This window comes from Pseudomonas fortuita (assembly GCF_026898135.2).
In the GTDB taxonomy this organism is placed as follows: Bacteria; Pseudomonadota; Gammaproteobacteria; order Pseudomonadales; family Pseudomonadaceae; genus Aquipseudomonas; species Aquipseudomonas fortuita.
In genome coordinates, this window is the sequence record NZ_CP114035.2 from 783,750 (window position 1) to 809,534 (window position 25,785).

At 63.8% G+C, this 25,785-nt stretch carries 23 protein-coding genes and 1 tRNA gene; 12 read left to right on the plus strand and 12 right to left on the minus strand.

Features of this window, described 5'->3' with window-relative positions; genetic code table 11:
• Nucleotides 1-116: 116 nt before the first annotated feature.
• Genes mksF through mksB form a run of 3 tightly spaced genes read right to left on the minus strand, consistent with a single transcriptional unit; the run spans nt 117 to nt 4,931 of the window.
• Nucleotides 117-2,948, minus strand: coding sequence for an Mks condensin complex protein MksF (gene mksF / locus OZ911_RS03615; protein ID WP_023048859.1), 2,832 nt, complete (start codon nt 2,946-2,948; stop codon nt 117-119).
• Nucleotides 2,945-3,652 (minus strand): Mks condensin complex protein MksE, encoded by a 708-nt coding sequence (gene mksE / locus OZ911_RS03620; RefSeq protein WP_016484836.1) that lies wholly within the window; start codon nt 3,650-3,652, stop codon nt 2,945-2,947. The genes mksF and mksE overlap by 4 nt, the downstream gene beginning before the upstream one ends.
• Nucleotides 3,642-4,931 (minus strand): Mks condensin complex protein MksB, encoded by a 1,290-nt coding sequence (gene mksB / locus OZ911_RS03625; RefSeq protein ID WP_070086803.1) that lies wholly within the window; start codon nt 4,929-4,931, stop codon nt 3,642-3,644. Before mksB ends, mksE begins: the two co-directional genes overlap by 11 nt.
• A 211-nt stretch (nt 4,932-5,142) precedes the next feature.
• On the opposite strand from mksB, the gene OZ911_RS03630 reads away from it, so the two are divergent.
• The 3 genes from OZ911_RS03630 (at nt 5,143) to OZ911_RS03640 (ending at nt 7,021) form a co-directional block, all read left to right on the plus strand.
• Nucleotides 5,143-5,928 carry a hypothetical protein gene (locus OZ911_RS03630; RefSeq protein ID WP_060517717.1) on the plus strand — a complete coding sequence of 262 codons (786 nt, stop codon included), beginning with the start codon at nt 5,143-5,145 and terminating at the stop codon, nt 5,926-5,928.
• Entirely contained in the window at nt 5,925-6,380 is a 456-nt protein-coding gene (gene rimI, locus OZ911_RS03635; RefSeq protein ID WP_016484839.1) for a ribosomal protein S18-alanine N-acetyltransferase, read from the plus strand. The genes OZ911_RS03630 and rimI overlap by 4 nt, the downstream gene beginning before the upstream one ends.
• A 65-nt stretch (nt 6,381-6,445) precedes the next feature.
• Nucleotides 6,446-7,021, plus strand: coding sequence for a D-Ala-D-Ala carboxypeptidase family metallohydrolase (locus tag OZ911_RS03640; protein ID WP_016484840.1), 576 nt, complete (start codon nt 6,446-6,448; stop codon nt 7,019-7,021).
• Here OZ911_RS03640 and OZ911_RS03645 read toward each other — a convergent pair.
• Nucleotides 6,961-7,878, minus strand: a complete 918-nt coding sequence (locus OZ911_RS03645) for a LysR substrate-binding domain-containing protein (protein WP_016484841.1) — start codon at nt 7,876-7,878, stop codon at nt 6,961-6,963. The two genes, OZ911_RS03640 and OZ911_RS03645, sit on opposite strands and share 61 nt — an antisense overlap.
• Nucleotides 7,879-8,124: 246 nt before the next feature.
• Between OZ911_RS03645 and OZ911_RS03650 the strand changes: the two genes are divergently transcribed.
• Nucleotides 8,125-8,739: a LysE family translocator gene (locus OZ911_RS03650; protein WP_016484842.1), complete on the plus strand. Its 615-nt coding sequence runs from the start codon at nt 8,125-8,127 to the stop codon at nt 8,737-8,739.
• A 107-nt stretch (nt 8,740-8,846) separates the two neighbouring features.
• Here the strand turns inward: OZ911_RS03650 and OZ911_RS03655 are convergent.
• Nucleotides 8,847-8,923 (minus strand) — tRNA-Met (locus tag OZ911_RS03655).
• Between the two features lie 95 nt (nt 8,924-9,018).
• Nucleotides 9,019-9,942: a FecR family protein gene (locus OZ911_RS03660; RefSeq protein WP_016484843.1), complete on the minus strand. Its 924-nt coding sequence runs from the start codon at nt 9,940-9,942 to the stop codon at nt 9,019-9,021.
• 191 nt (nt 9,943-10,133) lie between these two features.
• Between OZ911_RS03660 and OZ911_RS03665 the strand changes: the two genes are divergently transcribed.
• From OZ911_RS03665 to OZ911_RS03675, 3 genes are all read left to right on the plus strand, one after another.
• Entirely contained in the window at nt 10,134-11,348 is a 1,215-nt protein-coding gene (locus OZ911_RS03665; RefSeq protein ID WP_023049192.1) for an MFS transporter, read from the plus strand.
• A gap of 190 nt (nt 11,349-11,538) precedes the next feature.
• Nucleotides 11,539-11,676: a hypothetical protein gene (locus OZ911_RS03670; RefSeq protein WP_016484845.1), complete on the plus strand. Its 138-nt coding sequence runs from the start codon at nt 11,539-11,541 to the stop codon at nt 11,674-11,676.
• A gap of 83 nt (nt 11,677-11,759) precedes the next feature.
• Nucleotides 11,760-12,920 carry an MFS transporter gene (locus tag OZ911_RS03675; protein ID WP_023049191.1) on the plus strand — a complete coding sequence of 387 codons (1,161 nt, stop codon included), beginning with the start codon at nt 11,760-11,762 and terminating at the stop codon, nt 12,918-12,920.
• 29 nt (nt 12,921-12,949) lie between these two features.
• Here the strand turns inward: OZ911_RS03675 and OZ911_RS03680 are convergent, their stop codons facing one another.
• Both OZ911_RS03680 and OZ911_RS03685 read right to left on the minus strand, forming a co-directional pair.
• Nucleotides 12,950-13,900, minus strand: coding sequence for a FecR domain-containing protein (locus tag OZ911_RS03680; protein WP_016484847.1), 951 nt, complete (start codon nt 13,898-13,900; stop codon nt 12,950-12,952).
• Entirely contained in the window at nt 13,893-14,408 is a 516-nt protein-coding gene (locus tag OZ911_RS03685; RefSeq protein WP_016484848.1) for a sigma-70 family RNA polymerase sigma factor, read from the minus strand. The genes OZ911_RS03680 and OZ911_RS03685 overlap by 8 nt, the downstream gene beginning before the upstream one ends.
• Nucleotides 14,409-14,579: 171 nt before the next feature.
• On the opposite strand from OZ911_RS03685, the gene OZ911_RS03690 reads away from it, so the two are divergent.
• The 3 genes from OZ911_RS03690 to OZ911_RS03700 all read left to right on the plus strand — a co-directional run bounded on the left by OZ911_RS03690 (nt 14,580) and on the right by OZ911_RS03700 (nt 18,862).
• Nucleotides 14,580-15,206: a DNA-3-methyladenine glycosylase family protein gene (locus OZ911_RS03690; RefSeq protein WP_070087041.1), complete on the plus strand. Its 627-nt coding sequence runs from the start codon at nt 14,580-14,582 to the stop codon at nt 15,204-15,206.
• A 135-nt stretch (nt 15,207-15,341) separates the two neighbouring features.
• Nucleotides 15,342-16,394 (plus strand): bifunctional DNA-binding transcriptional regulator/O6-methylguanine-DNA methyltransferase Ada, encoded by a 1,053-nt coding sequence (gene ada, locus OZ911_RS03695; RefSeq protein ID WP_016484850.1) that lies wholly within the window; start codon nt 15,342-15,344, stop codon nt 16,392-16,394.
• Nucleotides 16,395-16,450: 56 nt separating this feature from the next.
• Entirely contained in the window at nt 16,451-18,862 is a 2,412-nt protein-coding gene (locus OZ911_RS03700; RefSeq protein WP_016484851.1) for a DUF3772 domain-containing protein, read from the plus strand.
• A gap of 132 nt (nt 18,863-18,994) precedes the next feature.
• On the opposite strand, the gene OZ911_RS03705 is transcribed toward OZ911_RS03700, so the two are convergent.
• The 4 genes from OZ911_RS03705 to OZ911_RS03720 all read right to left on the minus strand — a co-directional run bounded on the left by OZ911_RS03705 (nt 18,995) and on the right by OZ911_RS03720 (nt 23,856).
• Nucleotides 18,995-20,212: a DUF3422 domain-containing protein gene (locus OZ911_RS03705; RefSeq protein ID WP_070087059.1), complete on the minus strand. Its 1,218-nt coding sequence runs from the start codon at nt 20,210-20,212 to the stop codon at nt 18,995-18,997.
• Nucleotides 20,213-20,429: 217 nt separating this feature from the next.
• On the minus strand, nt 20,430-21,860 hold the full coding sequence (locus OZ911_RS03710) for an aldehyde dehydrogenase family protein (protein WP_070087060.1): 1,431 nt from the start codon (nt 21,858-21,860) through the stop codon (nt 20,430-20,432).
• A 13-nt stretch (nt 21,861-21,873) separates the two neighbouring features.
• A complete protein-coding gene (locus tag OZ911_RS03715) occupies nt 21,874-23,373 on the minus strand; it encodes a purine-cytosine permease family protein (protein WP_268968573.1) in 1,500 nt (499 codons plus the stop codon).
• 93 nt (nt 23,374-23,466) lie between these two features.
• Complete coding sequence (locus OZ911_RS03720; protein WP_016484855.1) at nt 23,467-23,856, minus strand: YybH family protein; 390 nt, start codon at nt 23,854-23,856, stop codon at nt 23,467-23,469.
• Nucleotides 23,857-24,124: 268 nt separating this feature from the next.
• Between OZ911_RS03720 and ycaC the strand changes: the two genes are divergently transcribed.
• Together ycaC and ppk2 are read left to right on the plus strand one after the other, a co-directional pair.
• Nucleotides 24,125-24,745, plus strand: a complete 621-nt coding sequence (gene ycaC, locus OZ911_RS03725; protein WP_016484856.1) for an isochorismate family cysteine hydrolase YcaC — start codon at nt 24,125-24,127, stop codon at nt 24,743-24,745.
• Nucleotides 24,746-24,850: 105 nt separating this feature from the next.
• Nucleotides 24,851-25,669: a polyphosphate kinase 2 gene (gene ppk2, locus OZ911_RS03730; protein ID WP_023048692.1), complete on the plus strand. Its 819-nt coding sequence runs from the start codon at nt 24,851-24,853 to the stop codon at nt 25,667-25,669.
• The last annotated feature ends 116 nt before the right edge of the window (nt 25,670-25,785 follow it).

Genomic DNA, 25,785 nt, shown 5'->3' on the forward strand with positions numbered 1-25,785 from the left:
ATTCGCGGGGTAAGCCCGCTCCCACAGGTACTGCACAAGGTTCAAGCTCTGTGCAGTACCTGTGGGAGCGGGCTTGCCCCGCGAATGGGCCGCAAAGCGGCCCCAATACCCCGATGTCAGGCCAGTTCCTCGGCCTGATCCTCACGCACAATCGCCTTCACCTCATCCAGCCGGCTGATGAACTTCCAGTCCGCCTCGTCGATGTAGATGCCGTTCGGCCCGCTGCCGCCCTCCAGGTCGATCGCCACGTGCGCCGATACCTGTGGCTTCACACTCGCCAGAATCGGTACGAAGCCCAGCTGCAAGCTGGTCTCCAGCAGTGCCGCCTGGTTGCGTTCGTCGATGTCTGCTGCTTCGTCCAGGTAGTAGGGCAGGCGGATGCGCCCGGCCAGGTCGCGGTCCATCAGGTGCAGCAACAAGTACATGTTGGTCAGCGCCTTGATGGTCATGGTGGTGCCGTTGGAGGCAGCGCCGTCGATGTCGGCGTGGATGATCGGCTGGCCGTTGACCTTGGTGATTTCGAACGCCAGCTCGAACAGGTCTTTCAGGCCCAGCTGGTTGTGGTTGGCCGCCACCAGGCGTGCCAGGTACTCCTTGGCCTCTTCGTTCTTGTTGTCCTGATCGGCGCTTTGGGTCAGGTCGAACACCGACAGGGTTTCGCCTTCTTCGTACTGGCCGGCGCTGTGGATGATCTGGTCGATGTGCTTGAGCGCTTCCTTGTTCGGCGCCAGCACCACGCGGAAGCTTTCCAGGTTGGAGACCTGACGCTTGTTGATCTCGCGGTTGAACAGGGCCAGCTGATGCTCGAGGCTGTCATAGTCGCTGCGGATGTTGCGCAGGGTCCGGGCGATGTCGGTGACCGCCGCGCGGCGTGCCTTGGCCAAGGTCAGGGCTTCTTCGGTGCGGTGCGCATAGGCGTTCACCAGCAGTTGCAGGCGGCGCTCCATGTCGTCTTCACTGTCGAACTTGGCCACGCCTTTGAGGCGCACCTGGGCGTAAAGCGCCTCGATCTGGTTGTCTACCCGCTGCAGGCTCTGCCAGCTGTCCTGGTAGTCGTTGAGCAGCGGCAGCAGGTTGTCCATCGAGTCGTCGATGGCTTCCATGAAGGGGGTGCCGTAGGGCAGGTCGGCCGGCAGCAGCTGGCGACGACGCAGGGCGTCTTCCAGGGTGCGCTGCTTGGACTCGAGGTCGCCGATCTGTCGGCCGACCAGCTGCAGCTTGGCCGACAGCTGCTGGACGCGCTCGGTGAAGGCATCACTGGAGCGCTTGAGTTCGTCCTGGGCGGCTTCCAGTTGCGACAGCTGCTCCAGCTTCTCGGGCTCTTCGGCGGCCAGGGTTTCGCTGCGGCGGAAATCTTCCAGCGCCTTCTGCGCGTCCAGCACTTGCTGGTACAGGGTTTCGGTTTGCGCCTTGGAGGCGGAGCGGTCGGCGGTGACCGCCTGCTGGGTCTTGAGCTGTTTCAGCTCTTTTTCCAGGCGCTCTTTCTGGTCGCGCAGGGCGGCGCGGTCGGCCAGGGCCTGCAGCGCGGGTGGATCGATGTGGGTGAGGTCGATGGACAGCCCCGGCGCTTCGAAGCGTTCGCCCTTGAAGCCGTCCAGTACCGCTTCCAGCGATTTTACCCACAGGTCGCTCTCGTCCAGTTCGATGCCACGGTCGCCCAGCGGCAGGCTGAACAGCGCACCGTTGAACAGACGCATCAGGCGGTCGACGTCCTGTTGCGAGAACTCCTCGCGCAGGCGGGCGTAGCTGTTGTTGTCAGCGTGGTCCAGCTGCTGCTTGACCTGCTTCAGGCGTTTTTCCAGGTCGCGTACACGCTCATCCAGGTCTTCGGCGGAGAACTGGCGCGACTGTGCCAGGGCGCCGGCCAGTTCGTCGTGGGCATCCTTGGCCGCCAGCAGTTGCTGCTCCAGCACCTTGACGTCATCGACCAAGGCAAAGCGGTGCTTGAGCACCGACAGCTCGCCCAGCCAGCGCTGGATACCGGTGATTTCGCGCTCCAGGCGCATCAGCTCCTGAGTGCCACCGCGCTGGTCGTTCTGCAGGCGGTCCTGCTCGCCGCGGTAGTGCTCGGACTGGATAACCAGCTCTTCCTTGCGCGCCATGGCGTATTCCTGCCAGGTGCCCAGCAGGGTATCGAGCACCGGCGAAATGCGGTGCAGCTTGCCGCGCAGTATGTCGCGCTGGGCCACACCACCGGCCAGGGCCTCGACCAGGGGGCCGGCAGCCACCAGGGCGTTGTAGTCCTGTTCCATGCGGCGCACGTCGCGGAAGGCTTCCTCACACGCGGCGATATAGTCGACGCTGCCCGAACGCAGGCTGTGCTCGAAGGCGTCAAGGAACAGCTGCTTGAGCTTGGCTGCGGTGATTTCGCGCATGTGCAGCAGGTTGATGAACAGCGCGCGGAAGGTTTTCAGGCTTTGCTCGCTGGTGGAGCGCAGCGGGATCATGGTCAGGTCCAGCGGCACCGAGGTGTGGCCGCCAACCAGCAGGCGGCGCAGTTCGTCCGGCTTCAGCTCGTAGGCCTTGATGCCCAGCCGTTCCAGGTTGGTGAACAGCTCTTTCTGGCGCAGGCAGGTGTCGTTTTTCTGGTAGTGGGCCAGGTCCAGTTCACCTTTGTAGGCAAAGAACTGGTGACCGAAGCCGCCGCCCGGGCCGCGGCCAACCACGCCGATCACGTGCGGGCCGTGGGGCAGGCTCAGCTCGCAGAGAATGTACGAGGTATCGCTGGCGAAGTAGAAGCGGCGTGACTGCTCGAGGCTGTACTTGCCGAAGCTCATGTCCGACATACGCGCCAGGATCGGGAACTGCAGGGCGTTGATCGACGCCGACTTACCCAGGTTGTTGGCACCGTATACCGACAGCGGATGCTCCAGCGGGAACAGGCCGAGGCTGTAGCCAGCGGTGTTGAGCAGTGCGAAGCGGCGGATGCCGTAGCGTTCCTGGCTCATGCGTCAATCTCCTGTTGCTCTTCGCGGATGGCCCGGGCCAGGGCGTCCTCTTCGCTTTCCTCGCCCTCGAAAGGCGTGAGGTCGAGCGGGTCGTCGGTGCGGTTGAGTTCTTCGGGGCTTTCTTCCTCGACCAGCACCGGGGTCGGCAGCGGCAGGACGCTGTGCAGGGTGGCGGCCAGGTCGCGGTCCTGCTGGACCGAAAGGCACACATCGAGGAAGCGGTGCATCGGCGGCAGGAAGCGGTAGATGCCGCCTTCTTCATGGGCGAAGCCGAGCTGGGTCATGCGGCGCAGGATTTTTTCTTCCAGCTCGTCTACGGTCTGCACTTCGGCCTGCAGGAACAGGTCGCGGTACTTGTCCAGCAGCGAGGGCAGTTCGTCGCGACCGATGCTGCCGCCGTCGAGCACCGCCATCGGGTCACGGCCCTGGTCGGCCAGGTGCTCAACCAGGATGAAGGTGAACAGCGACAGGCGCTGCGCGGTCTTGTTGACCTGCGCGGCGGTCATGTCCGGCACGAAGTAATAAAAGCCGCGGGTGTCGCACACCAGCTCGAAGCCCAGGGCCTTGAACAGGGTGCGGTACTGGTCCTGGAAGTTCGACAGCTGGGCGTACAGCTCGGGGTCGCGGCGGCTGACGTGGAAGCCTTTGAACAGCTCGCGGAAGATCGGCGCGAGCTGGGACAGTTCGGAAAGATCAAGATGCATGGGCTGGGCTCGCGTTGGGTTCGGTAGGCGCGCTGGTGGCGTCTTCGCGGCTGGAGGTCAGGGCGAACGAGCGCAGGCTGACCAAGTGTTCCTGAGTGGTGTACTCGCGGCGTTCCAGGCGTTCGCGCTTGAAGCGCTTTTCCCGCGACAGGCGCGAGAACCAGTACAGCAGTTCGTCGGTGGCGCCTTCGGGTTCCTGTTCCAGCAGCCAGGCCATCAGGTCGGGCAGCGGCAGGGCCTGTTCGCAGCGTTCGGCCATTTCCTTGACCGTGCGCGGTGCACGGGGCAAGTCGCCGGACTGGGTCTTGTGGGCCTTGGGGAAGCGCGCCGGCTTGGGCTCGAAGCGCGCCAGGGCGTACACATAGGCTTCGACCTGGCTGGCACTGCCGAGGAAAGTGCTCTGCGGGCGGGTGAACATCGGCATGGCCGCCTGCGGCACGGCGTCGATGCCCTTGCGCCGGATCACCGACAGGGCCAGCGCGGCGCCACGGGTCACGGCGTTGTGACGGCGGGCTTCTTCGCGCAGCGGCAGCAGCAGTTCACGGGCGTGGCGCAGGGTCAGCTGGGCGCTGGTCTGCATTTCCAGGATGCGTGCGTGGGTGCGCAGCAGCATGTCGTCGTCGACCAGGTGGCCCAGGCGCGCCTGTTCGCCCAGCAGCTTCAGCAGCACGGTCTCGACCTTGCGCACGCCTTGTTCGAAGGCGCCGTCAGCGTTCACCAGCTGGATCATCGGCTCGACGTATTCGTCCCAGGTGGCCAGTACTTCGGCGTAACGCTGGCGCAGCGGGATCTGCCGGTTGCTGGTCTTGGCCCGCTCGGCCACGGCTACCAGGGCCTGTTCGTCGTTATCGAGCTTTTTCAGCACATCGCGCACGCGCATGTCGAGCAGGCGCAGCTGGCGCGCCAGGTCGTCGCTGTCGCGGTTGTCGAAGGCGTCCTGGATATGGCCGGCCAGGCGTTCAAGGTGGCGCAGGTAGGCTTCGATCTCCAGGCACAGGCCCAGCCGGTGTTCGCGGCGCAGGTACGCAAGGAAGTCGTGGATCTGCGCGTTGAGCTCGAAGCGGTTCGGGCTTTTGGCCACCGGGACCAGGATATCCAGGCGGATCCACACGTCGAGTAGCTGGGTGATGTCCTGCGGCGTGCTTTCGAGCTGCTGGCGGGCCACATGCTGGCGCAGTTCTACCAGGCTCAGGGTGCCCTGGTCGAAACGCTCGCACAGCGGCTCGATCAGGGCCCAGTGTTCGGCTAGGGCGCGCAGGACGCGCTTGGGTTCGATCATTGGCTTCGACTCGTTGCCAAGAAAAAGGGGGCGATTGTACTGCATACGGGGGGGAGGTTTTCACCCCTTGGTCTGTAATGGGGGATAACCTTTTTGCTTGTGTGTGTATGGCGTTGTTTTTGTGGTGGCGCTCGGTCTGATAGGCGCTGCAAAAACCACGGCGTACACGTTAGAATGCCCAACTGCCTTGAGCCCCTCGGATACCCGCCCCTTGCTGACCGAACCCCGTCGCCGCGCCTACCTTTCCGCCATGCAAGTGGTGCATTGGCTGCCGCGCGCCGAACTGCCGTTCGCCGCACCGTCGCGCCCCGAGCTGCTAATGCCGGTGGCGCAGGTCGAGGACATCGATTTCGAGGTCATGCCGGCACCGGCTGCAACCGAAGCGCCCGCGATTCCTCAGGCCCGTTCCGGTGAGCGGCCGAAAATCGAGATCCCGCGCCCAGGCAGCGTGCCCAAGCCTGCCGCCAAGCCCGTGGAGGCCGAAGAGCAGCCCGTACCACCACGCCCGGCCCCTGTGCCGCCACCGCGCTTCTCGTTGCAGTTGTTGCGCGCTGGCAGCTGCCTGCTGCTGGTGGAACTGGCCACCGGCCAGCCTTTCCAGAGCCGTGACCCGTCCTACCTGCTGCTCAAGGACATGCTGCGCGCCGCCGGCCTGCCAGACGCCCCGCAGATCATCGGCGAGCCGGTGCGCTGGCCGTTGCTGGTCCGCGGCAACATGGACCAGGGCCCCGAAGCCGCGCGCGATTTCGTTCAGGGCTTTGTCCAGGCGCGCCTGGAAGATGCACCGAGTACCTGCCTGTGGCTGATTGGCATGCCGGCGCTGCGCTTTGCCGGCAACGCCGATGCTGCGGCCTATTACCAAACCCTCAAGCTGGACGGCCTGGGCGACGCCTGGGCGCTGCCGGGCCTTGAACTGTTGATGGACGAGCCGCAGCGCAAGGCGGAGGTCTGGAAAGCCATGCGCCAGCTGATGGCGCGCTGGAAGAGCGTTGAATGAGTGAATCGATCAGTTTCCGCCCGATGACCGAGGCGGATCTGGAAGCCGTACTTAAGATCGAATATGCCGCGTTCAGTCACCCCTGGACCCGCGGGATCTTTCAGGATGCGCTGAAGTCCTACGAAGTCTGGCTGATGTTCGATGGCCAGCAGCAGGTTGGCCATGGGGTGATCAACGTGATCATCGACGAGGCGCACCTGCTCAACATCACCGTCAAACCGGAAAACCAGGGGCGCGGGCTGGGCCTGCGCTTGCTGGAGCACCTGATGGCCAGGGCCTACCAGCTCAATGGCCGCGAGTGTTTCCTTGAGGTGCGCGCCAGCAACCAGTCGGCCTATCGTTTGTACGAGCGCTACGGTTTCAACGAAATCGGCCGCCGCCGCGACTATTATCCGATTGCCGGCGGCCGTGAAGACGCCCTGGTGATGGCTTGCACCCTGCTTGAGGATTGACCTCGCGTAGTCGGTGCCATCCACCGCGTAGCTTTGTTTGTTCTCTATGCAGGGATGGATGAAGAATGAAAAAACTGCTTCTGGCGGCAGGCCTGCTGATAGCGGGTGCTGCCCACGCCGACGAACGCGACCTGTGGATGTTCGCCCAGTGGGCCGGCGACCATCAAACCCGTCCCTTCCGTGAAATGCTGGTGGATGCCCGTCTTTACGGTGTTGTGCCTATCCATCAACTGCTGCGTTCGGCCTCGGACTGGAAGCTGTGTAGAGCGTCTCCTTTTGCCGTACCGCCTACCGGCAACTGGCCGGCTGTGCGCTCCACCCTTTCGCTGATCAAGATGCTGAACGACCAAGGCATCCTGCGCCAGTTCGAGGTGGTTTCGGCCTACCGCGACCCTCGTCTGAATACGTGCGCAGGCGGTGCTGCCAACAGCGCCCATACCCGCGCCTTCGCCGTCGATATCCTGCTGCCGGCCTGGACCGACCCCAATCCGCTCTGCCGTTTCTGGCAGCAGCATGGCCAGGCCTGGAGCATGGGCCTGGGGCGCTACCCGTCCGGGCGGATCCATCTGGATACCGCTGGCTATCGCACCTGGGGCGGCGATGGTAGCGCGGGGTCGTCGTTCTGCCTCAAGCCCAAGTGAGCCAGGCAACGCTGGCATTCGCCCATTACCCACTCTGTGAAGCGTTGGCGCTTGCCGCTGTCGTTCAGAGGCTGTGGGCTGAGCAGGTGGTAGGCCGAGCCATCACGCACAAAACCGAACGGTGCCTGCAACTGCCCGCTGTCGAGTTCGTCGCGCACCATCAGGGCTGAGGCCATGGCCAGGCCCAGGCCAGCGCTGGCGGCCTGGATAGACAGGTAGAAGTGCTCGTAGTCGCTGCGTTCGTTACGCCGCGCCTGTTGGCCGCTGTGTCGCAGCCAGGTGCGCCAGGCGCCAGGGCGGGTGGCGCTGTGCAGCAGGCGTTGGCCGTCGAGCTGAGTGGAGGCGGTGGGGTGGCACACCGGGCCGATCCATTCATCACAGATTTTCTGGTTATACAGCTGGTTGTCCCAGTGGAAATCATCGCGGCGGATGGCCAGGTCGACACCGCTGCGGGCGAAGTCCAGTGGGCCGCCGGCGGCCACCAGGTGCAGCTGCAGGTCGGGGTGGTCGGCATGGAAGCGGGGCAGGCGCGGGATCAACCAGCGCATGGCGATGGTCGGCTCGCAGGACAACACCAGCACATTGTCGCGGGCCTGTTGTTGCAAGCGCTGCACGGCACCTTCGAGCTGTTCGAAAATCGCCTGGGTGGTGCCTTGCAGGGCACGGCCGGCGGGGGTGAGGAAGATGGCCCGGTTACGGCGCTCGAACAGCTCCACGCCAAGGCTTTCTTCAAGCAGGCGTATTTGCCGGCTGACCGCGCCGTGGGTGACGTGCAAGTGCTCGGCGGCGCGCACGAAGCTCTCGGTCTGGGCGGCGATGTCGAAGTAGCGCAAGGCGTTGAGCGGCGGCAGTTTCATGGCATCCCTTTTGGCCTGTGCCGGCCTCTTCGCGGGCATGCCCGCTCCCACAGGTAATGTGCTTTTCTCAGGTGTGGTGGGGTCCCTGTGGGAGCGGGCGTGCCCGCGAAGAGGCCGGCACAGGCGATATTTTTCTGTGAAAAAAACTATCAGATATGCCTCACTATAAATCGATTTTTCCTGGTTCATAAGCCCTCGATAATCCCCAGGCCTGTGCATTTTCATAGCCTATCGAGAGCCATCAGCATGACCGAAATCATCGCCGTCGCCCTGTTCACCTTGCTCGCCGTCATCAGCCCTGGCGCCGATTTCGCCATGGTCACCCGTAGCAGTTATGCACAAGGCCGCAAGGCCGGGCTGGCCGCTGCGATGGGTATCGCGTTGGGTGTCCAGGTGCACGTGTTGTACACGGTGCTGGGCATTGCCGTGATCATCAGCCAGAGCCCCGCGCTGTTCCTGGCCATGAAAGTGCTGGGGGCGGGGTACCTGATCTACCTGGGCTACAAGTCGCTCACCAACACTCAGCGCATCAACCTCGAGGGTGGCAGTCAATCGACCGCCAGCGTGCTGCAAGCCCTGCGCACTGGCTTTCTGACCAATGCCCTGAACCCCAAGACCATGCTGTTCGTTATCAGTGCTTTCACCCAGGTGGTGCAACCAGGCAGCCCCCTGGCACTTGATTTCGCCTACGGCGCATTCATGTCCTTTGCCCACTGGTTGTGGTTCAGCCTGGTGGCGGTGTTTTTCTCAAGTGCCGTTTTGCGCAAGGCGATGATCGACCGGCAAGCGCTGGTGGACCGAGTCATCGGCCTGGCGTTGATCGGCCTTGGGCTGGCGGTGGCGGTGACGGGGATTCGTTGAAGGGCGATTGCATGTTGAGGGTAACTGCTTGCTCCAACTGAAAGCGTGTCAGCTTTTTCGCAGGCAAAGAAAAAGGGCTTACCTTGCGGTAAGCCCTTCGTCTTGTTTGGTGGCTACACAGGGACTTGAACCCCGGACCCCAGCATTATGAATGCTATGCTCTAACCAACTGAGCTATGTAGCCGATGGCGCGCATTATTCTCTTGAACGGACCCTCTGTCAACACTCATTTCAAAAAAAATTTGCACGCTTTCAAAAACTTAGCCGCCGGGCGTGGTTTCAGCGCACCACAAGCCAGTGCCCGAGCACGCCTTGAAGCTGCAGATGCTGGGCCGCCGCCAGAGTTTGCAAGCTTTCGCCAGGCCGGTCGAGGTTGAAATTGCCGCTCACGCGCCGATGGGCCATTTGTTCATCCAGTATCCATACCCGCTGCCCCTGGTAGGCGGCAAGGCGCTTTAGCACCTGCCCCAAAGGCATGTCGGTGGCTGTCAGGCGGCCGGTGCGCCAGCTGTCAGCGGTTTTCAGGTCAGCTTTGTGCACCGGGCCAATGCGGGTGTCATCGAAGGTGACCTGCTCACCGGCCGATACCATGCGCTGTTCACCCCCTTGGATAACCATGGCCTTGCCACTGAGTACGACAAGTTCATCATGACCGGCATGGCGGGCTACCTGCAGGCGGGTACCGAACACCTGGATGCGGGCGTTGCCCACTTCCACTTCCATGGCCCGCCCGTCGAGCACGACTTCCAGGAACACCTGGCCCTGCACCAGGTGCAGCTGACGGGTGCGGCCGCGCAGGTCGACGTTCATTGCGCTGGCGCTGTCCAGGTTCAGGGTCGTGCCATCAGCCAGGCGTGTGCTGCGCCGCTCGCCCACATCGGTGTGCAGCTCGCTGGCCAGGCGCTGCATCAGCGGCCAGTAGAGGTAGGCCGCAGCGCCCAACCCGAGCAGAAACACAAGCGCCAACCATTTGCCCTGGTGGCTGCGGCGTTCATTTACGTGCCGTGGGCGGGGGCGGGCGGGGGGTGGTTGCAGCTGTTGCCAGAAAGTCTCCAGCTCGGCATAGGCATGGGCGTTGTCTGGTAGCTGGCACCAGGCTGCAAATGCCTGGCGCTGGGTGTCGTCGCAACCGGGCTGGCGCAACAGCGAGAACCACTCCAGCGCTTCCTGCTGTGGGTCGGGCTGCAGCTGCTTGGCGGGCATCGGGCTCATGGGGTCGGTCTGCTCACGATAGGGGCCGTTTCGCCCAACGATGACAGGGATATAAGTCGAGGATGCTAATTATATTGAGAACCATTTTCAAGTACGTTGCGACAGAGGGATAAAAAAGGTAGCTATGTATCTATTTGTTTCCCGATAATCGGATCCCAAACTGCGGACGGAGATTCAGGCACATGGCCACCAGTAGCGCCTCCCCGGCGTCCACCAGCGCAGCGGCGAGCCAAGCGACGCCGCTGGTAATGCGCATCATCGGCTTCTGCGCCCTGGCGCACTTGATCAACGACCTGATCCAGTCGGTGCTGCCGGCGATCTACCCGATGCTCAAGGCCAATTACGACCTGAGCTTCGCCCAGATCGGTCTGATTACCCTGACGTTCCAGATCACCGCTTCGCTGCTGCAACCCTGGGTCGGCTTTTTTACCGACCGCCGGCCAACGCCGAACCTGTTGCCGATGGGCACCCTGTGCACGCTGGTGGGGATCGTGATGCTGGCCTTCGTCGGCAGCTTCCCGATGATTCTGCTGGCTTCGGCGCTGGTGGGCATCGGCTCGTCGACGTTCCACCCGGAAACCTCGCGTATTGCGCGCCTGGCCTCTGGCGGGCGCTTCGGCCTGGCCCAATCGACTTTCCAGGTTGGTGGCAACACCGGTTCTGCTCTGGGCCCACTGCTGGCGGCGGCCATCGTCATTCCGTTCGGCCAGACCCACGTGGCCTGGTTCGGCCTGGCCGGTTTGTTCTTCCTCGGTGTAACCCTGATGCTGCGCAGCTGGTACAAGGAACACCTCAACCAGGCCAAGGCGCGCAAGGCGGTGCAGGCCACCCATGGCATTTCCCGCAACCGGGTGATCGCGGCGCTGATCGTGCTGGGCCTGCTGGTGTTCTCCAAGTACTTCTACATGGCCAGCTTCACCAGCTATTTCACCTTCTACCTGATCGAGAAGTTCGATGTGTCGGTGGCCAGCTCGCAGTTGCACCTGTTCCTGTTCCTGGGGGCAGTGGCGGCGGGCACGTTCTTTGGCGGCCCGATCGGGGACCGCATCGGGCGCAAGGCCGTGATCTGGTTCTCGATCCTGGGGGTGACGCCGTTCACCTTGGCGCTGCCGTATGCGGACCTGTTCTGGACCACCGTGCTGAGCGTGGTGATCGGCTTTATCCTGGCCTCGGCGTTTTCCGCGATCGTGGTGTATGCGCAGGAACTGGTGCCGGGTAGCGTGGGCATGATCGCCGGCATTTTCTTCGGGCTGATGTTCGGCTTTGGCGGCATTGGGGCGGCGCTGCTGGGGTATGTGGCGGACCTGCGCGGTATCGAGTATGTGTACGGGCTGTGCTCGTTCCTGCCGTTGTTCGGGTTGCTGGCGGTGTTCTTGCCGTCTACAGGTAAACGCTGAAATTGCTGGGGGCTGCTTTGCAGCCCATTCGCAGCACAAGGCTGCTCCTACAGGCAGCACGCGCTCGTTGTAGGAGCAGCCTTGTGCTGCGAATGGGCCTCGTAGAGGCCCCTGGCCGATTGACTACCCCCCCTTGAGGTAGCTAGAGTGCCGCCTCTTTTTACCCACCACCTGCGTAGTAGCCAAAGCAATGCGCCGTAACCCGTCCCTCCCACATGCCCGCCAGCCTGCCCTCCAGGCCCTGCGTCGTGCCTGGCCGAGCGACACGGTGCTCAAGCGTCGCCGCAGCGTGCTGTTTGCCTTCACCTTCTCGCCACACCTCGCCTGAACTGATCTGCGCTTTTGCGTCGCTCGCCGCCCCGGCGTGCGCGCCTGTGTCTGCACGTCTTTTCGGTTTGCAAGGAGTGGTACATGAACATGCGTTTGCTGGCGGGCCTGTTGTTCGCCGTTTCTGTCGTGGGCTTCAGCCTGGGGGCCAGCCTGCCACTGGTGTCGTTGCGCCTGCATGAGGCCGGGGCCAGTACCCTGGAAATCGGCATCATCTCGGCCATTCCCGCTGCGGGCATGATGCTCTCGGCGTTCCTGGTCGACGCCTGCTGCCGCCACCTCACCCGGCGCACCATCTACCTGCTGAGTTTCAGCCTGTGCACCGTCAGCATCGCCTTGCTCGAGTCGGCTTTCGCCTCGCTGTGGCTGCTGGGGCTGCTGCGCCTGGGCCTGGGGCTGGGGATGGGCATCGCCATCATCCTCGGCGAGTCGTGGGTCAACGAACTGTGCCCTGATCACAATCGCGGCAAGATCATGGCCCTTTATGCCACCAGCTTTACCGGCTTCCAGGTACTCGGCCCGGCCATGCTCGCGGTACTGGGCGCCAACAGCCCGTGGATCACCGGTGTGGTCACCGCCTGCTATGGCCTGGCGTTGCTGTGCATCGTGCTGACCGTACCCAATGACCATGTCGAGCATGAAGAGGGCGACAAGAGCTTCGGCCTGGCGGGGTTCTTCCGCGTGGCACCGGCGTTGTGTGTGGCGGTGCTGTTCTTCTCGTTCTTCGATGCGGTGGTGCTGTCGCTGTTGCCGGTGTACGCCTCCAGCCATGGCTTTGCCGTGGGCGTGGCGGCGCTGATGGTGACCGTGGTGTTTGCCGGCGACATGCTGTTCCAGTTGCCGCTGGGCTGGTTGGCCGACAGGGTGGAGCGCACCGGGCTGCACCTGGCGTGCGGGCTGGTGGCGATGTCGATTGGCATCGGCCTGCCGTGGCTGCTGAACATGACCTGGCTGCTGTGGCCGCTGCTGGTGGTGCTTGGAGCGGTTGCGGGGGGCATCTATACCCTGGCGCTGGTGCTGATCGGGCAACGTTTCAAGGGCCAGGACCTGGTCACTGCCAATGCCAGCGTGGGTTTGCTGTGGGGGGTGGGTAGCCTGATCGGACCGCTGGTCAGTGGCGCTGCGATGGATGTGGCCCCGCATGGCCTGCCCATGGCGCTGGCGCTGATGGCCGGGCTGTTCGTGTGCTTTGCCAGGCAGTCATACCGGCGCCATGGGCGGATGCGGCCAGTGGCGGACCGATAACTGCAGGAGGTAGCCGGTCAGACAGACGTTCACGCCGCGCCGATGCTTACCCAATAACGCGTGCGGTAGTCGATACGCACCGGCAGGCTGCGGGTGAGCAGCTGCAAAATCTGACGGGTGTCGCCCAACTGATAGGTACCTGACACCTTCAAATTCGCCACCTCAGGGGCGCAGCGCAACAGGCCGGGGCGGTAGCGGGCGAGCTCTGCGGCAAACTCGGCCAGTGGCATTTGCTGCACACTGAGCACCCCGTCGGTCCAGCCCCACGGGTCGCTGTGCAGCGTCACCGCGTGAATACTGCCATTGGCCCCCACCTGCACGGTTTCGCCCGAATGCACCTGCCGCGGCGAGGGCGATGTGGGGAACAGCGTGACTGCACCACGGCGCACCGCCAGCAGCAGGCCCTGGCTGTTTTCGCGCAGCAGCACCTGGCCGTTGAGGGTGGTCAGCGGCCCGACGCGGGTGTCGATGTGGAACGGGCGAGTGTCGTTGGGGTTGCTGTCCAGGCTGACCTCGCCACGTACCAGTTCCAGCTGGCGTTGCCCGGCGCTGTAATGCAGGTCGATAGCGCTGGCTGTGTTGAGCTGTATGTGGCTGCCATCGCTGGCTTGCCACTGGCGCCGTTCACCTGTGGCGGTGCTGCTGTCGGCCAGCAGTTGCGGCAGGCCCATAGGTTCGCGCATGGCCCAGCCCAGGCTGCCGCTCACGGCCAGCAGCGCCAGTAGCTTGAGGTGGTCTCGTCGGCTGCTGCGCTGGCGCTGGCTGCCGTCCAGGGTGCGCCGGCTCAGGTCCTTGGGCAGCCCGGCCAGTTCGTCGCCCAGTTGGCTGACCCGTTGCCAGGCCAGCGGGTTGTGCGGGTGGCTGGCCAGCCAGTGCTGGAATTGCTGCTCAGTACGGGGGGTGGGGCGGTCGAAGCGCAGCTTCACCAGCCAGTCGATGGCTTGGTCGACCTGTGCCTGTGCCGGGGCGTGCTCATGCATCGGCGTAACGCAACCGGTAGCAGACACCCAAGGCTTTGGCCAGGTCCCGCTCGACGGTGGCCCGCGACACTTCCAGCTGCTGGGCGATCTGCACGATGCTCAAGCCGTCCAGTTGAGCCAGCAGAAACGCCTGGCGAACACGCGGCTTGAGCTGGTTCAGGGCACGGTCGAGGCGGTCCAGGGCATCGAGAATGACCAGCCGGTGCTCTTCGCTGGGTGCCTCGGCTTCGGGCAGGTGGGCCAGACTTTGCTGGTAGGCGTGTTCCAGTGCGCGACGGCGGAACTGGTCGATCATCAGGCCACGGGCGATGCTGCTGAGATAGGCGCGTGGCTCTTTAAGCGGCGAAACCTGGCGGGCCCGCAATAGCCGCACGAAGGTGTCCTGGGCCAGGTCGGCCGCATGCTCGCTGCACCCCACCCGGTTGCGCAACCAGCCGCGAAGCCAGCTATGGTGGGCCTGATAGAGCAGAGCGACCTCGGTCGGCTTGAACGTGTCGTTGATCTGCATCGTAACGAGGGCCCGGTCCTGTGAACTGTGCGATTGTGAATAGTTCTCAATTCTATGCGGGGATAACAGCACAGGGCAATGGTATGCCAGGAATTCGCCGCGCAAGAACCGGCGTTTAACCGATGAATGGTTGGGCTAAGCTGGCCCTGCATTCAACCTGTTGGAGGCGCCATGATACTGGCCGACCTTTCACCCGAGACCTACCGCAAGGCCACTGAATACCTGGCAGCACTCGACCCGGACTGGTCGCGGCACATTGCTGCGACCGGGCCTTGCCTGCACCAGGCCACGCCGGGGCGGGAGCCTTACGAGGCGTTGGTGCGGGCCATTGCCTACCAGCAACTGCATGCCCGTGCTGCCGAAGCAATCCTTGGCCGGTTGCTGGCGTTGTTCCCGGAGAGTGCGTTCCCGACGGCAGAGCAATTGCTGACGGTCAGCCCGCAAATCCTGCGTGCCTGCGGCTTTTCGGCGAACAAGCTGGCGACGATTCAGGGCATTGCCCAGGCGCGGCTGGAAGGCCTGGTACCAACGCGTGAAGAGGCATTGACCATGGCCGACGAAGCACTGATCGAACGCCTGGTAGCCTTGCGTGGGGTAGGGCGATGGACGGTGGAGATGCTGCTGATTTATAGCCTGGAGCGTTCGGACATTCTGCCGGTGGACGATTTTGGCGTTCGCGAGGGATACCGACGGCTAAAGGGCCTGGACAAAGCGCCGACACCGGCGCAGATGCGCTCCCTGGGCGGCGCCTGGCGGCCGTTTCGGACCGTGGCGGCCTGGTACCTGTGGCGGGCCTGAAGTTTTGCATCGCCTGTACGGGCCCCTTCGCGGGCATGCCCGCTCCCACAGGCTCGAACCCTGCAGAGGATCTGTGGGAGCGGGCGTGCCCGCGAAGAGGCCCGTACAGGCGACAACTTATCTGGATGCTAACCCATGAATCTCTACACCACCCCCGACCAACGCTGGCAAGCCGTGGCGTCCCGCGACTCCACCGCCACAGGCCACTTCGTCTACGCCGTACGTACCACGGGCGTGTACTGCCACCCCGGCTGCAAATCTCGCATGGCCAAGCGCACCAATGTCGAATTCTACGACACCCCGGCTGCTGCCGAAGCCGCGGGCTATCGTGCCTGCAAACGTTGTATCAGCAAGGCCAGCGCCGCCCGCCATAGCCAACTGATCACCCGCGCCTGCCGCCTGATCGAAACCATCGACCCTGCGCCCAGCCTCGACCAGCTCAGTGCGCAACTGGCCGTAAGCCCCTTCCACCTGCACCGCTTGTTCAAGGCCGAAACCGGCGTTACCCCCAAGGCCTATGCCACTGCCTTCCGTGCCCGGCGCCTGCGTGAGCACCTGGAAGATGGCCAGCGTTCAGTCACCGACGCCATCTACGATGCCGGGTTCAACTCCAACAGCCGCTTCTACGAAAGCGCCGATCAGCGCCTGGGCATGCTCCCCCGCCAGTACCGTGCCGGTGGCGCAGGGGCCACCATCCACTTCGCCCTCGGCCAGTGTTCGCTGGGGGCGATCCTGGTGGCCCAGAGCGAGAAGGGCATTTGCGCGATTTTGCTGGGCGACGACCCCGAGTCCCTGTTGCACGACCTGCAGGACCAGTTCCCCAAGGCCCGCCTGATCGGTGGCGACAGCGCCTACGAACAGTTGGTCGCCGAAGTGGTGGGCTTTGTCGAAGCCCCGGCACTGGGCCTGGCGTTGCCACTGGATGTGCAAGGTACGGCGTTTCAGGAGCGGGTGTGGCAGGCCCTGCGCGAGGTGCCGGCCGGCAGCCGGGTCAGCTACACCGACATTGCCGAACGAATCGGTGCGCCCAAAGCGGTGCGCGCGGTGGCCATGGCCTGTGCGGCCAACCACATCGCCGTGGCCATCCCTTGCCATCGGGTGGTGCGTCGGGACGGCGATATCAGTGGCTACCGTTGGGGTGTCGAGCGCAAACAGCAACTGCTCACGCGAGAGACGGCACTCTCCTGATAGCCTGAAGCCGCGTAGAATCCCCCGCCAAATCGAGTTGTAAAGAGGATACTTCGATGAGGCGTGTCAGCCTTGCCCGTTTTTGCCCAGGCCTGATGGTCCTGTTGGCCCTGATGCTGGCCATTGCCAGCCCGGCCTGGTCGGCCCCGGCCACGCCATTGTCCAATCTGGTGGCTGCCGATGCGCCAGCGCTGGATGAAAACGCCAGCATCGAACAGCTGAGCGACCGGCTGGACCTGATCCGCCAGGGCGTCACCAGCGAGGCCAACGACGACCTGCTGTCGCAATTGCGCCTGGCGGCGATGCAGGTTCAGCGCCAGGCTGATGCATTGAGTACCCAGCGCACCGCCGACCTGGAAAAACTCGAGGACAAGCTGAAGGTCATCGGCCCGGCCCAGCCGGACGAGGCCGCCACCCTCACGCAGCAGCGCAAAGCGCTGGAGGCCGAAAAAAAGGCGCTGGTAGCCCAGCAGGATCAGGCCACCAAGCTGAATCAGTCGGCTCGCGACCTTTCCACGCAAATAGTCAACCTGCGCCGTAGCCAGTTCAATTCGCAAATCACCAGCCGTGCGGCTTCGCCACTAAGCCCGGCGTTCTGGCAAAGCATCATCCGCCCTACCCAGGACGACGTGGCGCGTGTGCGTGACCTGCGCGGCGAGGCGGCCGATGCCATTGGCAGTGCCCTCAGCGCCGAAAACCGCTGGCTGTTCATTACCAGCCTGGTGGCGGCGATTCTGGTCTGGACCTTGGTGCGCCGTGTGCTCGAGCGTCTGCTGGCCAGTGCCATGGTCGGCTGGTTGCCCGAGGGCCGCTTGCGCCGCAGCGCCTTGGCGCTTGGCGTCAGCCTGGCAACCCTGGGTACCATTGCCGGCTCTGTATCGCTGCTGCGCTGGGGCCTGGAGAGCAGCGCACAGCTGGGCTCCGATATCGCAAGCCTGGTCAACCACATCCTTACCCTGGTGGTGTTCAGCGCCTTCATCACCGGCCTGGGCCGCGCCATGCTGATGCTGCAGCGCCCGTCCTGGCGCCTGCCGCCGATCCATGACGAAGTGGCCAGTGCGCTCGGTTGGTTCCCGAAGGTACTGGCGTTGGCGCTGATGGTCATGATGACCATGGAGCGCATCAACAGCGTCATCGGCGCCAGCCTGGCACTGACTGTGGCGGTCAATGGCCTCACCGCGCTGGTGGTGGCGCTTATCTTTGCCGGCGCATTGCTAGGTTATCGCCGAACCCTGCGCAAGCATGATCTGGAGCGCCCCACTGGCCTGACCGGGCTGATCCCGTTCGTGATGGTGATCTGGCTGACGCTGATCTTGCTGGCCCTGCTCACCGGCTATCTGACACTCGCCTATTTCCTCACCGCCAAATTGCTGTGGGTCAGCCTGGTGGTCACCTGTGCCTACTTGCTGACCACCTTCTTCGGTGACCTGTGCGAAACCTTGCTGTCGCCACGTCAGCCAGGTGGTCTGGCGCTGGCCTCGACCCTGGGCCTGGCGCCTCGCCACCAGGCACAGGCCAGCACTGTCCTGGCCGGCATCGGCCGTACCGTCATCCTGTTCCTGGCGCTGTTGCTGGTGCTGATGCCGTCGGGCACCAGCCCCAGCGAGCTGCTGATGAGCCTGGGCGACTGGGACGGCACCGGCGGCAAGCTGCTTGGCAACCTCAACATCGTGCCGCAGGATATCCTGCTGGCCCTGGCGATCTTCTTCGGTGGCCTGTTCGCCATTCGCGTGGTCAAGCGCTGGCTGAGTGACCGCCTGCTGCCGGAAACCGACATGGACGCCGGCATGCGTGCCTCGCTGGTGACACTGGTGGGCTACCTGGGCTTCCTGTTCCTGGCCATGCTGGTAATGTCGACCCTGCGCATCAACCTCACCAGCCTGACTTGGGTGGTCAGTGCCCTGTCGGTGGGTATCGGTTTTGGCTTGCAGCAAATCGTGCAGAACTTCATCTCCGGCCTGATCCTGCTCACCGAGCGCCCCGTCAAGGTGGGCGACTGGGTCAGCCTGGCGGGCGTCGAGGGGGATATCCGCCGCATCAATGTGCGCGCCACCGAAATTCAGATGTCCGACCGCTCGACGGTGATCGTGCCTAATTCCCAGTTCATTTCGCAGAACGTGCGCAACGTGACCATGGGCAATGCGCTGGGCGTGGTCGGCATTACCTTGACCCTGCCATTGGAGACCGACGCCAACCGGGTACGCGAGCTGTTGTTGACGGCGTACCACGAGCATGAGGCGATTCTGGATGCGCCCGCCACTTCGGTGTCGTTCAAGGACCTGACCGCCAGTGGCATGGTGATTGGCGTCAGTGGATACGTGGCGGGGCCGCGGCAGGTGTCAGGTACCCGTAGCGACTTGCTGTTCACCATTCTTGGGCGGCTGCGTGATGAAGGCATTCCGCTGTCTTCGCCGCAGAGCATGGTGCTGGTGCAGGAGGGTACGCGCCCCGCTGACGAGTCGGTGTAAAGAGCGGGGGCTGCTGCGCAGCCCTTTCGCGGCACAAGGCCGCTCCTACAGGGAATGCGAACGCTATCAGGGCACGCGATCCCTTGTAGGAGCGGCCTTGTGCCGCGAAAGTGGCGCATAGCGCCCCCGAATTCAATGCTGCTTGGCCTGCTTGATCCTCAGCAGAATCACCAACAATACCAGCAGCACCGGAGGCGCCATGGCCAGCAATCCATCCCGCGCCGTCAGCCCCAACCCCAGCACATTCAGCCCGCCATACAGCAGCTTGAACAAATTCAGCAGGTAGTAGGTGATGGCAATGATCGACAGCCCCTCTACCGCCCGCTGGATCTTCACCTGGGCATCGGCCCGGGCATTGAGGCTGCGCAGGATCTCGGCGTTCTGTTCTTCCATTTCTACCTGAACACGCGCCTGCAACAGGTCGCCCAGGTTTGCCACGTTTTTCGCCAATTGCTCCAGCCGCTGCTCGGTCGCCGCGCAATAGCGCACAGTCGGCTTGAACCGACGCTCGATGAACACCCCCAGGCGCTGGCAGTCGCCTACATGGCTTTCCCGCAGCTCGCCCAGGCGTTCGAACACCAGTTGCGCATAGGCCTGGGTGGCGCCGAAGCGGTGGCGGGTTTTTACCGTGTGGCTGACCACCTGGCGTGACAAGTGGGCAATGGCGTCCAGTAACCCTTTGGAGTCATGGCCGTCCCCCCCGGCACTGCGCTCCGAGAGGCTGACCAACGTCTTGTCGAAAGTATCCAGTTCTTGGCTCAGAGCCTTGGCCGTGGCCAGGGTCAGCGAGGCCATCATGCGGTACGTCTCGATTTCCAGCAGACGGCGGATCATGCGGCCCTGGCGGTAGGCATTGAGGCGGCGGTTGATGAACAGGAAACGGTTGGTACCATCTTCGGTCAGGCGGAAATCGCTCCACACCACCGCATCGCCCCCGCCAACGCACGAGCCGCACGGATCTTTGAAACCATAGCGAGGCAGGTCAAGCCCCTGTTCGTCACGCACCAGCACCTGCACGGCGTTGATCACCTGCGCCACCTGCGGGGCGATGGCTTCGGCCAGCACGGGAGGCAGGGGCCGCCATTCGGTGTCGGTGGCAGCGCACGGCACCACCAGTGTCAGGGTGAAGAACTCGGTGTGGCGTTCCCACTTGAACGGGTGGCCATCCAGGCAGGTGATGCCTTGCGCGGCAGCGGTGTCCAGGGCCTCCGGGCAGCAGCGTTGCAGCAGCGCTGCACAGGCAGCATCACCGCCGAGCAAGGCCAGGTGGAAGACATGCGCCGGGCCGTCGAAGTACAGCGACGGGCGGGCGTGCAGTTCGTTGTGCAAGGCGGTGCGTTGAGGGTGCATGGGTGGTCCGGCCTGGTGTTGTGATTGTTGGGGTACCAGGAAGTGGGACTTTGCAGCGGGCGGAGAAAGTCACGCGGGGCGGAGTTTTGTTCTACCTGTACCGGCCTCTTCGCGGGTGAACCCGCTCCCACAGGTTCAGTGCAATTTTCAAGGACAGCACCGTACTTGTGGGAGCGGGTTTACCCGCGAATGGGCGGCAACGCGGCCCCTTGCGATATCAGCCGAGGCAACGCGTCACATGCTTGACCGATTGGTAGGCCGACAACCCCCAAGGCCCCAGCTCACGGCCGATGCCGCTACCCTTGGTACCGCCCCACGAGGTTTCGACGAACACCGCCTGCACCGAGTTGATCCACACATGGCCAACCTCCAGCGCATCGGCCACACGCTCGGCGCGGTCCAAATCGGCAGAGCACACGGTCGCCACCAGCCCGAAGCGGCTGTCATTGGCCTCGGTAATCGCCTGCTCTTCACTGGCAAACCGGCGTGCGCACAGCACCGGGCCAAAGATTTCTTCGGTCCACAGGCGGCTGTGTTTCGGCACATCGGTATACAGCGTAGGGCTGACGAACCAGCCGTCGCGGTCCAACGCCTTGCCACCGGCCAGGCACTGCAAGCCTTCTTCGCGCGCCGTGGCAAAGTAGCTGGCCACCTTCAGCCACTGGGCCTGGCTGGTCAGCGGGCCCATGTCGACCTCCTCGGTCAGCGGGTTGCCAACCCGCAGGTTTTCCAGTGCCGCCTGCAAGCGTGGCAGCAGTGCATCGGCAATACCGTCCTGCACCAGCAGCCGCGAGGTGGCCGAACACATCTGCCCCGCGTTCCAGCTGATACCGGCGACAATCCACTCCACTGCCTGATCGACATCGCAATCGTCAAACACCACGATCGCCGACTTGCCGCCCAGCTCCAGCGTCACCGGCCGGCACTGTGCCGACGCACTGCGCATCACCTGGCTGCCGACGCTGTTGCTGCCGGTGAACGACAGTTTGTCCAGGCCATTGTGATTGCTCAGCGCGGCACCGGTCTCGGCCTTGCCGTTGACGATGTTCAGCACCCCCGCCGGCAGGCCCAGAGCGTCGGCAATCTGGCCGTAGGCCTGCTCGATCAGCGGGGTGACCTCCGATGGCTTGAGCACCACGGTGCACCCGGCAGCCAAGGCCGGCGCGAGCTTCCAGGCGCTGGTCACCAGCGGGAAGTTCCACGGTACGATCAGGCCGACCACACCCACCGGCTCCAGGCGGGTGCGCGCAGTGAAGCCTGGGGCGGCCAGCGGGACGTCGCGATGCTTCGCAGGCAACTGCTCTGCGAGCTCGGCGTAGTAGCAGAAGGTGGCGATGGCGTCATCCAGGTCGATTTCCGCCTCGTGACGGGGCTTGCCGTTGTTGCGCATCTGCAAGGCGATCAGCGCTTCACGGCGCTGCCCGAGCTGCTCGGCAAAGCCGCGCAGGAAAGCTGCACGTTCGCTGGCGCTGGTGCTTTTCCAGGCGGGCAGGGCGCTGCGGGCAGCGGCTACGGCCTGGTCGACCTGGGCCACGCTGGCAGCCATGAACTCGGCGAACGGTTGCCCCAGCGCAGGGTCATTGACGCTGATGCAGTCGTTGCCTTGGCCTTCGACCCAGCGGCCGGCGATGTAGTGGGAGTTGGTCATGGTCGGTTTCCAGTCAGGCCATTTCGGCAGTGGTCACAGGCGTGTGCGCGGTGCTTTTGCACCGCACCCAGCGCGGGCCCTGGGGGCCATACACGCCCGCAGGTTCAGGGAACAGGTTGAGCAGCAGCAGGTACAGCACGCCAGCCAGCCCCAGGGTGACCGGCAGGCTCAGGTCGATGCCGCCGGCCAGGTCGCCCAGCGGGCCGACGAACTGCCCGGGCAGGTTGACGAAGCACAGGCCGACCGCCGCGCTGGGGAGCCACGCCCCCATGCCGCGCCAGTTCCAGCCATGCTGGAACCAGTAGTGGCCACCACGCTGGCCGCGGGTGAATACCTGCAGGTCATCGGCGTGGTAGAAGCCGCGGCGAGTGATCAGGCCGAGGATCATGATCACCATCCATGGGCTTGTGCAGGTGATGATGAGTACCGCGAAGGTCGACACGCTTTGCACCAGGTTGAAAGTGAAGCGGCCGACAAAGATGAAGCCGATTGCCAGCACACCGATCAGCAGCGTGGCGCCGGCGCGGCTGAGCAGGCGCGGGAACACGCTGGACATGTCCAGGCCGGTGCCATACAGCGCAGTGGTGCCGGTGGACATGCCGCCGATCACCGCAATCAGGCACACCGGCAGGAAGAACCAGCTTGGCGCCACCGCCAACAGGCCACCCACATAATTATTGGCGGCGATGTAGTCCGGTGCCTGGGTCGCTACCAAGGTGGCGGTGCAAAGGCCGAACAGGAAAGGAATCAGCGTTGCGCCCTGGGCTGCTATCACCGCCAGCATGATGCGCGCCTTGGGTGTTTCACGCGGGATATAGCGCGACCAGTCGCCCAGGAAAGCGCCGAACGACACGGGGTTGCTCATGGCCAGGATCGCCGCACCGACGAACGCCGCCCAGAAGCCTGCCTGGCCAAGGTTGACGCTGCCTGCGTAGCCGGCATCGAACGGCCCGGCAAAGGCCACGATTCCCAGCAGGAACAGCAGGCTTGAAGCCCACACGGCAATCTTGTTCACCCACAGCATGAAGCGGAAGCCAAAGATGCACACCACCAGCACCAGCACCGCGAACAGCCCGTAGGACAGGCCCAGGGTGAGGTCGGTTTCCGGCAGGCCGGCCAGGCGCTTGGCACCGCCGACCAGAGCGTCGCCCGAGCTCCACACCGACAGCGAGAAGAACGCCACGGCCGTGAGCAGCGACAGGAACGAGCCGACGATACGCCCGTGCACACCAAAGTGCGCGCCCGACGACACGGCGTTGTTGGTACCGTTGAGTGCGCCGAACAAACCCATCGGCGCAAGAATCAGGGCGCCCACGCCAACGCCGAGCAGAATGGCCCAAACGCCCGCCTGGAACGACAGGCCGAACAGCACAGGGAAGCTGCCCAGCACTGCGGTGGCGAAGGTATTGGCGCCGCCGAAGATCAGGCGGAAGAGGTCCAGCGGGGAGGCGTCGCGTTGATCATCAGGGATCTGTTCGACGCCGTTGGTCTCGATACCGGTCGAGTGGCTCATGGTGATGCTCCAGCGCGGTTGTTGTAGCCGGCGCAGTGCGCGGGCCTTCTTGTGGGTGCGATGGCAGGGCGGCAGGGCCGCGTAAAAAAGTGATCAGGCCGGCGAGACGACCGACAGGTGCTCGTGGCAGGCCAGCCACTGGTCACCTTGGCGGCGGAAGACGATAGTCTCGCGCTCGCTCATGCGGTGTTCTTCACCGGCGATGCGGATATGCGTGGCCACATCGTGCATGAAGATCGCCACATCGCCTTGCAGGCTCACGTGGGCATTGGCCGATTCGCAGGCGAGCACTGCAAACCCTTCGGCCTGCCACTGGGCCCAGAGGTCTTCGTAGGCACGGCGCGACAGCAGCGGTTGCGGCAAGGTGTGGAAAAGGAACGTCGCGTCTTCGCTGAAACAGGCGAAATAGCGGGCGGTGTCGTTGCTGGCGAACGCGGCAACGAGGTCGGCGGCGGCTTGGCGCACCTGAAGTGTCTGGTCCACGGGAGTGGCCTCACGGTTTTTGTGATTATGGTGAAGCGATTCTGGTGGCGGTTGGCGAGGGGACAAATCGCTGAAGGCAAATAATCAGTTCAGGAATTTGTGAAGTGATGGCGGGGCGCAGGTTCTGCCCGGGCGCCACTCTGTGGGAGCTGGCTTGCCGGCGATGAGGCCAGTACAGGCAACAACAGGCGAACCGACTGACGGTCTGTCCCACCGTTCATCCTTGCCTACGCTGATACTCCCAACCCGCTGAAGCAAGGAGTTCACCGTGACCTTCCAATACAAGCGTCTGGACAAGAACAACGCCGCCGTACTGCTGGTCGACCACCAGGCCGGCCTGCTCTCGCTGGTAAGGGACATCGACCCCGACCGCTTCAAGAACAACGTACTGGCCCTGGCCGACCTGGCCAAGTACTTCAAGCTGCCGACCATCCTTACCACCAGCTTCGAGACCGGCCCCAATGGCCCGCTGGTGCCGGAACTGAAAGAGCAGTTCCCCGACGCCCCCTACATTGCGCGCCCCGGCAACATCAATGCCTGGGACAACGAAGACTTTGTCAAAGCCGTAAAAGCCACCGGCAAGAAGCAGCTGCTGATTGCCGGTGTGGTCACTGAAGTGTGCGTGGCCTTCCCGGCCCTGTCGGCGCTGGAGGAGGGCTTTGAGGTGTTCGTCGTCACCGACGCCTCTGGCACCTTCAACGAACTGACCCGTGACTCGGCGTGGCGGCGCATGGAGGCTGCCGGGGCGCAGCTGATGACCTGGTTCGGCGTGGCTTGCGAGCTGCACCGCGACTGGCGCAACGACGTCGAGGGCTTGGGTACCCTGTTCTCCAACCATATACCGGACTACCGCAACCTGATGACCAGTTACAACAAGCTGGCCAAGTAGCGCCTCCTCGGGGCTGCACCGCAGCCCCGCCTCAACCTGCAAGCGAAGCGGCAAACCGGTATGAATCGACCATACTGACTCTTCATTCGCCCTCAGGAGAGTGTCATGTCGAAGCCGTCCAGGAAGAAATCCACCCAGCAACAGCCAGAAAAACTGGGCGGCAAGGCCTACGAAAAAGCGCTCAAGCATCTGCATGTAGAGCTGGTAAAGCTGCAGGAGTGGGTGGTGGCCAAGGGGCTGAAGGTATGCATTGTCTTCGAAGGCCGTGATGGCGCCGGCAAGGGCGGCACCATCAAGGCCATTACCGAGCGGGTCAGCCCGCGGGTGTTTCGCGTGGTGGCGCTGCCGGCACCGACCGATCGGGAAAAAACCCAGATGTTCCTGCAGCGTTATGTGGGGCATTTGCCCGCCGCGGGCGAGGTGGTGATCTTCGATCGCAGCTGGTACAACCGTGCGGGGGTTGAGCGGGTCATGGGCTTTTGCTCCGGCAACCTTGTCGACAAGTTTCTCGCCGGGGTGCCCGTGTTCGAAAAGGTCATGGTCGAGTCGGGCATCATCCTCATCAAGTACTGGCTCGAGGTCAGCGCCGAGGAGCAGACCCGCCGCCTGGAGGATCGCATCAACGATGGTCGCAAGCTGTGGAAGCTTTCGCCCATGGACCTCAAATCGTATACCCGTTGGGATGACTACACCCAGGCACGGGACGACATGTTCCAGGCCTCGGATACAGCCTGGGCGCCGTGGTTCATGGCGCACTCGGACGACAAACGTCGTGCCCGCCTGAACATCATCAGCCATTTGCTCAGCCGTATTCCGTACAAGGACATCACCCGTGACCGGGTGGTGAAGCTGCCCAAACGCGGCAAGGTCGGCAAGTACAAGGCCGTGGCCTACCCGTTCAAGGTCGTCGAAGAACGTTTTTGAACCCCTCCCTGTGGGGCGCTGCGAGGGTTAGCGCTCATGCCACAGGACGGCAGCCTGCTGCAGGCGACGGTGGTGGGACCGCCTTCGGAGTCGGCGTGAGTTTTTCGGAGGGGGGG

Coding starts and splice junctions, on each gene's coding strand:
- mksF (WP_023048859.1), bottom strand. CDS start 2,948: ATGAGCCAGGAACGCTACGGCATCCGCCGCTTCGCACTGCTCAACACC.
- mksE (WP_016484836.1), bottom strand. CDS start 3,652: ATGCATCTTGATCTTTCCGAACTGTCCCAGCTCGCGCCGATCTTCCGC.
- mksB (WP_070086803.1), bottom strand. CDS start 4,931: ATGATCGAACCCAAGCGCGTCCTGCGCGCCCTAGCCGAACACTGGGCC.
- rimI (WP_016484839.1), top strand. CDS start 5,925: ATGAGTGAATCGATCAGTTTCCGCCCGATGACCGAGGCGGATCTGGAA.
- OZ911_RS03640 (WP_016484840.1), top strand. CDS start 6,446: ATGAAAAAACTGCTTCTGGCGGCAGGCCTGCTGATAGCGGGTGCTGCC.
- OZ911_RS03645 (WP_016484841.1), bottom strand. CDS start 7,878: ATGAAACTGCCGCCGCTCAACGCCTTGCGCTACTTCGACATCGCCGCC.
- OZ911_RS03650 (WP_016484842.1), top strand. CDS start 8,125: ATGACCGAAATCATCGCCGTCGCCCTGTTCACCTTGCTCGCCGTCATC.
- OZ911_RS03660 (WP_016484843.1), bottom strand. CDS start 9,942: ATGCCCGCCAAGCAGCTGCAGCCCGACCCACAGCAGGAAGCGCTGGAG.
- OZ911_RS03665 (WP_023049192.1), top strand. CDS start 10,134: ATGGCCACCAGTAGCGCCTCCCCGGCGTCCACCAGCGCAGCGGCGAGC.
- OZ911_RS03670 (WP_016484845.1), top strand. CDS start 11,539: ATGCGCCGTAACCCGTCCCTCCCACATGCCCGCCAGCCTGCCCTCCAG.
- OZ911_RS03675 (WP_023049191.1), top strand. CDS start 11,760: ATGAACATGCGTTTGCTGGCGGGCCTGTTGTTCGCCGTTTCTGTCGTG.
- OZ911_RS03680 (WP_016484847.1), bottom strand. CDS start 13,900: ATGCATGAGCACGCCCCGGCACAGGCACAGGTCGACCAAGCCATCGAC.
- OZ911_RS03685 (WP_016484848.1), bottom strand. CDS start 14,408: ATGCAGATCAACGACACGTTCAAGCCGACCGAGGTCGCTCTGCTCTAT.
- OZ911_RS03690 (WP_070087041.1), top strand. CDS start 14,580: ATGATACTGGCCGACCTTTCACCCGAGACCTACCGCAAGGCCACTGAA.
- ada (WP_016484850.1), top strand. CDS start 15,342: ATGAATCTCTACACCACCCCCGACCAACGCTGGCAAGCCGTGGCGTCC.
- OZ911_RS03700 (WP_016484851.1), top strand. CDS start 16,451: ATGAGGCGTGTCAGCCTTGCCCGTTTTTGCCCAGGCCTGATGGTCCTG.
- OZ911_RS03705 (WP_070087059.1), bottom strand. CDS start 20,212: ATGCACCCTCAACGCACCGCCTTGCACAACGAACTGCACGCCCGCCCG.
- OZ911_RS03710 (WP_070087060.1), bottom strand. CDS start 21,860: ATGACCAACTCCCACTACATCGCCGGCCGCTGGGTCGAAGGCCAAGGC.
- OZ911_RS03715 (WP_268968573.1), bottom strand. CDS start 23,373: ATGAGCCACTCGACCGGTATCGAGACCAACGGCGTCGAACAGATCCCT.
- ppk2 (WP_023048692.1), top strand. CDS start 24,851: ATGTCGAAGCCGTCCAGGAAGAAATCCACCCAGCAACAGCCAGAAAAA.